The organism is Streptomyces sp. UNOC14_S4, from assembly GCF_020740835.1.
Lineage (GTDB): Bacteria > Actinomycetota > Actinomycetes > Streptomycetales > Streptomycetaceae > Streptomyces.
Window position 1 is genome coordinate 1 of sequence record NZ_JAINFC010000402.1, and the last position, 7,136, is coordinate 7,136.

Annotated in this window: 7 protein-coding genes; all 7 read left to right on the top strand. The window is 70.4% G+C overall.

From position 1 onward, the window contains the following. The first annotated feature begins 72 nt into the window (after positions 1-72). A complete protein-coding gene (locus K6I34_RS27770; protein ID WP_229329891.1) occupies positions 73-372 on the top strand; it encodes an acyl carrier protein in 300 nt (99 codons plus the stop codon). Between the two features lie 14 nt (positions 373-386). After that, a complete protein-coding gene (locus K6I34_RS27775; RefSeq protein ID WP_229329892.1) occupies positions 387-1,511 on the top strand; it encodes a fatty acid desaturase in 1,125 nt (374 codons plus the stop codon). Beyond that, entirely contained in the window at positions 1,508-2,380 is an 873-nt protein-coding gene (locus K6I34_RS27780) for an alpha/beta fold hydrolase (protein ID WP_229329894.1), read from the top strand. The genes K6I34_RS27775 and K6I34_RS27780 overlap by 4 nt, the downstream gene beginning before the upstream one ends. A gap of 35 nt (positions 2,381-2,415) precedes the next feature. Continuing rightward, complete coding sequence (locus K6I34_RS27785; RefSeq protein ID WP_229329902.1) at positions 2,416-2,568, top strand: rubredoxin; 153 nt, start codon at positions 2,416-2,418, stop codon at positions 2,566-2,568. Between the two features lie 43 nt (positions 2,569-2,611). After that, positions 2,612-3,838 carry a cytochrome P450 gene (locus K6I34_RS27790; RefSeq protein ID WP_229329896.1) on the top strand — a complete coding sequence of 409 codons (1,227 nt, stop codon included), beginning with the start codon at positions 2,612-2,614 and terminating at the stop codon, positions 3,836-3,838. An 88-nt stretch (positions 3,839-3,926) separates the two neighbouring features. Beyond that, entirely contained in the window at positions 3,927-5,333 is a 1,407-nt protein-coding gene (locus K6I34_RS27795; RefSeq protein ID WP_229329898.1) for an MFS transporter, read from the top strand. Between the two features lie 243 nt (positions 5,334-5,576). Continuing rightward, positions 5,577-6,614 carry a transposase gene (locus tag K6I34_RS27800; protein WP_229329900.1) on the top strand — a complete coding sequence of 346 codons (1,038 nt, stop codon included), beginning with the start codon at positions 5,577-5,579 and terminating at the stop codon, positions 6,612-6,614. Positions 6,615-7,136: the final 522 nt, after the last annotated feature.

A 7,136-nucleotide genomic window follows, 5' to 3' on the forward strand; every position in this document is an offset into this window, starting at 1 on the left:
CTCCCACTCTCTTCGCCCCGCCCCGTCCAGCGACATCCACCCGCGCACCCACCCGGCAGGAGAAATCAGCACATGTTCGGACGCAAGAAAGACACGGCACAGCTGTCAGGGCCGCTCACGGAGGACTCGCTCCGGCAGTGGCTGATCGAGCACCTGGCCCAGCGGATCGAGGTCTCCCCGGCCGACATCGACACCGGCAAGACCTTCGAGGCCTACGGGCTCGACTCCCGCGTCGCCGTCCAGGTGTCCGGCGCCCTGGAGAAGATAGTCGAGCGGCGGCTCTCCCCGGGCCTGCTCTACGAGCACCAGACCATCGACGACCTGAGCGGCTACCTGGCCCGGGAGCTCAGGCTGGCCGGCCGGACCGGCTGAGGGGAACCGGGACGATGGCGGCATACAACTTCCCCACGGAACCCGGGGACCACTTCCGGGAATTCCTGCGCAAGTCCGAGCAGATCGAGGGCGAGCGCCTCCAGGCGGCGATCCCGAAGGACTACTTCACTCCCCGCCCCGCCCGCGGGCTGCTCGGCTTCGCCGTCAGCTGGGTGCTGTACGCCGGGGCCCTCGTGGGCGTGGCCTACGCACCGCACTGGCTGTTCCGGCTCCCGCTGTGGGTGATCGCGGGCCTCGGCGGCTGGGGGCTGCACTGCATCGCCCACGACTGCGGGCACGGGTCCTTCTCCCGCTCCCGCAAGTTCAACTTCGCGGTCGGCCATGTGTCCCTGCTGCCGCTGATCTATCCCTTCCACGCCTGGCGGCACGTCCACAACCTGCACCACAGCCATACCAACAACCTGGAGCTGGACACCGACTGGCGGCCCGTACCGGCGGCCCTGTACGACCGGATGCCGCTGCACGAGAAGGTGATCTACCACGGGACGCGGACCTGGGCGTTCTGGGGCGGCACCATCAACTACTGGTGGGAGTCGGGCTTCCGGCCCTCGTTCTTCCCCAAGCGGGAGGCGCGCCGCGACGTCCGCAGGTCGATCGTGTTCGTCCTGGCCGTGTGCGTCCTGTACTTCACGCCGCTGATCTGGTTCACGGGCGTGCAGGGCTTCTTCCTGTACTTCGTCGCGCCGTGGATCGCGACGCACGCCTGGTTCAGCGCGACCACGCTGATGCACCACAGCTCCAGCGACGTGCCCTACCTGACCAACGAGCACTGGACGCGCAACGCCAGCAGGCTGCTGGTCACGACGGACTTCGTCTACCCGAAGTGGCTGCTGTTCCTCACCCACAACATCTCGATCCACACGGCCCACCACGTGGCCCCGGTCGTCCCCTTCTACAACCTCCGCAAGGCGCAGACGGCGCTGAAGGAGGCGTACCCCGGCATGGTCCGGGAGGAGCGGCTGCGTGTGGGGCAGCTGACGCGCATCATCCGGCGGCTGCACTTCTACGACACCGCGTCGGGCTACTACACGGACTTCTCCCGGGCCCAGATCGCCCCGGCGACCGCCGAGCCGGTCGCGCGGCCGGCGGGCGAGGCGGCGGTGAAGGCACCGTCATGACGCTCGCACCGAGGAGGGCCGCGCTGGGGAGGGCCACCCGCACGGCCGTCGGCGCCCTGCTGCCGGGCGTCGGCGGCCGCTGGGCGACCGACGTGTTCAGCCGGACCCGCGCCATGGGGCACCGGCCCGACAACGTGCTGCCGCTGGGCGCCCGCCCGTTCACGATCGAGGGCCACCCGGACGTGCGCGGCGGCTATCTGTGGGGCGACGACGACGCGCCGACCGCCCTGCTCGTCCACGGCTGGGGCGCCGACTCCACCAGCATGCACTCCCTCGTCGCCCCGCTGCGCGAACTCGGCTACCGCGTGGCCGCGTTCGACGCGCCCGCCCACGGCGTGCACCAGGGCGACAAGGCCACGATGACGCAGTACACCACCGCGGTGGGCGCGGCCCTCGACGCGCTCGGCGGCGCCCGCGTGGTGGTCGCCCACTCGCTCGGGTCGATCGCCGCGGTCGGCGCCGTGGCGGCGCGGCCGCACGAGAGCGTCGACTGCCTCGCCCTCGTCGCGCCGACCTGCACCCTCACCTCCGTACTGGAGGGCTGGGCCAGGGCGGAACGGCTGCCCCGCGGCACCGTCGAGCGCATCTACCGCGAGCTGCACCGCCGCAACGGCGTGCCCGTCGGCCACTGGGACGTCGTCGGCCTCGGCGGCGGCCTCGACCTCCCGGTACTGGCGGTCCACGACCCCGACGACCCGGTCGTGCCGTTCTGCGAGGCCGAGGCCGTCGCCGCGGGCCTGCGCGACGTACGGCTGGAACGGGCCCCGGGCAGGGGCCACATGGGCATCCTGATGTCACCCGAGGCGAAGAGTGCCGTCTCCGCGTTCGTCGCCGAGCACGGAACGAGGACGGGGGAGACCATCCCGTGAGCACCACGAGCGAGGCGGTCGGCACCAGGGCCTGGATGTGCCTGGTCTGCGGCTGGGTCTACTACGAGGCGCTGGGCCTGCCCGAGGAGGGCATCGCGCCCGGCACGCGGTGGGAGGACGTCCCGGACGACTGGACGTGCCCCGACTGCGGCACGACGAAGGAGGACTTCGTCATGGCCCCCCTGTGACCCGCCGTACCGCTTCCTTCGCATCCGCACCACAAGGAGAGAGATGTCCGCCCCGACCATGGACCCCGGCACCGCGATGACGACCCTGCTCTCCCCGCAGGGCAAGCGCGACCCCTACCCCCTCTACGAGGCCCTGCGCCAGTACGGCCCGATCATCCCCCTCGGACCCGGCCACCTCCTCGTCACCGGGCACCAGGAGTGCGCCCGCGCCCTGCGCGAGCCCGCCCTGCTGTCCACCGACGCGGCGGTGCAGGACGGCGCGCTGCCCGGCTGGCGCGAGCACTCGTCCTGGCGCTGGCTCACCAAGAACATGCTGTTCAGCAACAACCCCGACCACGACCGCTACCGCCGCTTCTTCAGTGTCGCGTTCACGCCCCGCCGCATCGCCGACCTGCGGCCCGTCGTGGAGGAGCGCATCACCGCGCTGGTGGAGCGCCTCGCCGGGCTCGGCGCGGACGGCGCCCCCGTCGACTTCATGGCGGAGTTCGCGTTCCGGGTGCCCATGGCCGTGATGGGCGAACTGCTGGGCATCCCCGAGGCCGAACAGCCCGGCTTCCGCGCCGGCATCGGCGCCATCACCACCTCCCTGGAGCCCATCCGGGACCTCGCCCAGCTCCTGCCGGGCGACGCCGCGATGGACGAGTTCGCCGTGTACTTCTCGGACCTGGTGGACAAGCGGCGTGCCGAGCCCGGTCCCGACATCGTCAGCGAGATGGCGCGGCTGCGCGACGAGAGCGGTGCCCTCAGCGAGGAGGAGCTCGTCGCCAACTTCATGCTCCTGCTGGTCGCGGGCACCGAGGCCCCCATGGACCTCATCGGCAACGCGCTGCGGCTCGCCCTGGAGCACCCCGCACACGCCGAACGGCTCCGGCAGGACCCGTCCCTGGCGCCCGGCTGGGTCGAGGAGACCCTGCGCTTCGACCCCGCCGCCCAGATCCTCAACCGCGTGGCCGCCCGGGACACCGAATTCTTCGGCATGCCCGTCCCCGAGGGCGGCAAGATCACGCTGCTCATCGCGGCGGGCAACCGCGACCCCCGGAGATACGCCGACCCCGGCGTCTTCGACCCCGGACGCGAGGGCAACCACGCGCTGACGCTCAGCGGCGGCGCCCACTTCTGCCTCGGCGCGGGGCTCGCCCGTATGCAGGCGGAGATCGCGCTGCCCGCCGTGCTGCGCCGCCTCCCCGGCCTGGCGCTCGCGGGCGAACCCGCCTTCCGCGACCAGATCGTCCAGCGGGGATTCGCCCAACTCCCCGTGAAGTGCGGGTAAGAGCGGCACACGTCACATTACGTCAGCTCTGAGTGACGCTGTATGCTCCGGTGAGTTGGAAAAACCAACCCACCCTCCGAGGAGAGCGATGACTCAGACTGCCGCCGGCGTGGCGGGCAGTGCGACGAAGCCCCGCTTCGCTCCAGTGTTCGCCGTCGTAGTTGCCGGGGTTGCGATGTCCAACCTCGACATGTTCATCGTGAACGTCGCCCTGCCCGACATCGGCGAACAGTTCTCCGGGTCCTCGCTGGCATCCCTGTCCTGGATCCTCAACGCGTACGCGGTCGTCTTCGCCGCGCTGCTCGTCCCGGCGGGCAGCCTCGCGGACCGCACCAGCCCCCGCACGGCCTACCTCGCGGGCATCGCCGTCTTCACCGTCGCGTCGGCGGCCTGCGCGGTCGCCCCCGGGGTGTGGATCCTCGTGGCGGCGCGCGTCGTCCAGGCCATCGGCGCGGCCATGCTCATCCCCTCCTCCCTCGGCCTGCTGCTCGCCGCCGCCCCGCCCGAGAAGCGGATCGCGGCGGTGCGCGGCTGGACGGCCATCAGCGGTGTGGCCGCGGCCCTCGGCCCCGTCGCGGGCGGCCTGCTCACCCAGCTCGACTGGCGCTGGGTCTTCCTGGTCAACCTGCCCATCGGCATCTTCGCGCTCGCCCTCGGCGTCCGCGCGCTGCCGCGCACCCCGGCCCGGGAGAACGCCGGCCGGATCGACCTGCCGGGCGCCATGCTGCTCACCCTCGGCATCGCCGTGATCGCCCTCGGGCTCGTCAAGAGCGAGGACTGGGGCTGGGGTTCCGCCCCGACCGTCGGCTCGCTGGTGGCCGGTGTCGTCCTGCTGGGCCTGTTCGTCGCGAGCTCGGCGCGCCACCCGTCCCCGATCCTGCCGCTGAACCTCCTGCGGGTGCCCGCCGTCAGCCCCTCCACCCTCGCCAACCTGCTCTTCGCCGTGGCCTTCGGCGCGATGCTGCTCTCCGCCGTGCTCTGGTGCCAGCAGGTGTGGCACTGGTCCCCGCTGAAGACCGGCCTCGCCATCGCGCCCGGCCCGCTGATGGTCCCCGGCTTCGCCATGGGCATCGGCCCGGTGATCCGGAAGCTCGGCTCGGCCGTGGTCTCCGCGGCCGGCAGCGTGCTCTTCGCCGCGGGCATCGCCTGGTGGATCTTCCGCCTCGACACCGGCCACGACTACGCGGCCGGTCTGCTCCCCGGCATGCTGCTCACCGGCGTCGGCGTGGGCCTGGTGGTGCCGACGCTGGTCGGCGCCGCGGTGGCGGCCCTGCCGCCGCAGAGCTTCTCCACCGGTTCGGCGGTCGTCACGATGGCCCGTCAGGTCGGCTCGGTGCTCGGAGTCGCCCTCCTCGTCGCCTTCCTCGCCGCGCCGCACGGCGGTGACCCCGTCACCTCCTTCGACCACGGCTGGGAATTCATCCTCGTGTCGGCCGCGGCCGCGGCGGTGGTATGCCTCTTCATCCCCCGCGCGCGGAAGAAAGAAGCGGCGTGACGGTGTACGGACCGGTGGAGCCCGGAGGAGTGCAAGCCCCCGAAACCTCCCGGCTCACGCGCCCCCACGGCGCGGCCGCGGCCTGACCCGCCGTCGGCACGACGTACACCCGGCCGGGCGGCCCGTGTGCGCGGTGGACAACCGCGCCGGGCCGCCCGGCCCTTTACCACATGACGGCCTTGGGAAATGCGGTATCCGCGTTACGAGGGCATTGGTCATGAGGCGGTGACTACGGTGGGCAGTATGAAGGCTGACATGGGGCGCCGGTACCGGCTGTACCCCGCGCGTGAGCATGAGAAGGTGCTGACGGCGTGGGGCCATACGGCGCGCGCTCTGTGGAATGTGGCTCTTGAGCAGCGGGTCTTTGTGTACGAGCAGCGTGGGTACACAATGCGTGCAGCTGAGCAGTGTAAGCACTTGACCCAGGCGCGTGCTGAGCTGGAGTGGCTGGCGGCGTTTCCGGCGAAAGCGGCTCAGCAAATCCTGCGACATCTGGATCAGGCATACGACAATTTCTGGAACCCGGAGCATCCGGCACGGTTTCCGGTGCGGAAGAAGCGCGGGCATCGATTGTCGATCCCGTTTCCTGGCCAGGCCGTTGCGGTCCGTAAGGTCAACCGGAAGTGGGCTGAGGTCAGGCTGCCCAAGCTTGGCTGGGTCCGGTTCCGTCTCTCGCGCGCTCTCGGCGGCACGATTCGGAACGCCACTGTCTCTCGTGACGGAACCGGCTGGTACGTCAGTTTCGGGGTCCACACCGGGGCCACGACTGCAGCTCCGAATGGCAAGCCCATGTGCGGGGTGGACTTCGGCGTCGCCGCCTCGGCGTTCGTCTCCACTGAGATGCAGCCACGGGTCATGCCACCCAGCCTCACTGTGAACGAGAAGAAGCGACTCAAGCATCTGGAGCAGAAGAAAGCCCGCCAGTTCGCCTACGCGAAGAAGCACAATGGGGGTAGGTACTCTCACCGGCTCCGTCGCACCATCGCAGCCATCGCCAAGCTGCGTACGAGGCAAGCGAGTCGGCGTTCCGACTTCACGCACAAGCTGACCACTGATCTCGCCAAAAACCACGGCATGGTCGGTATCGAGGACTTGCGCGTGAGGAACATGACGAAGAGCGCTAAAGGCACCGTGGCCGTACCCGGCAGGAATGTGCGGGCCAAGGCCGGGTTGAACCGGTCGATCCTTGACCATGCTCCCGGGACTCGTCGCCGCCAGCTCGAATACAAGTCCCGCCTCTACGGCTCCGAATTGGTCGTGGTCCCGCCGTTCCACACCTGACCCCGATAGCCGTCCAGGCTGTGGGCGGCTCTTCGCCTGCACCCGCTGCGGGCATGAAGATGACGCCGATCACAACGCCTCGGTCGAGATCGAGGCCCGAGCCCGCCGGACCGGCGGCTCGGTCATCAACAGCACGCGCAGCACCCCTGTGGTGCGAGTCCCCGCCCAGAGCGGGAGGCGGCTGCGTGAAACCCTACCGGCCGCCATTGGGCGGTCATGAAGGGAACCCCCCTGCTCGCTGCATGAGGGGAAGGTCAATGGCACCACGAGGGCGACTCGCCCAGCTCGAACGCCCGCGCCAGAAGCGCGCTGACCTGGCGGCATGCAGATTCGGTGACAAGGCCCCGAGTATGTCGCATTTGTCCTTTTCTTGGCGGGGATTGACAGGTGGCCGGGCCATCCATAATGCTCATTCCACTAGCTGACTAGTTAATTAGCAAGGTGGGCGATGGGTGGGACAGTGCCGCCCGGCGGCGGGGGCCGCTGGGCGATGGAGGCGCGGGGGCTCGGCAAGCGCTACGG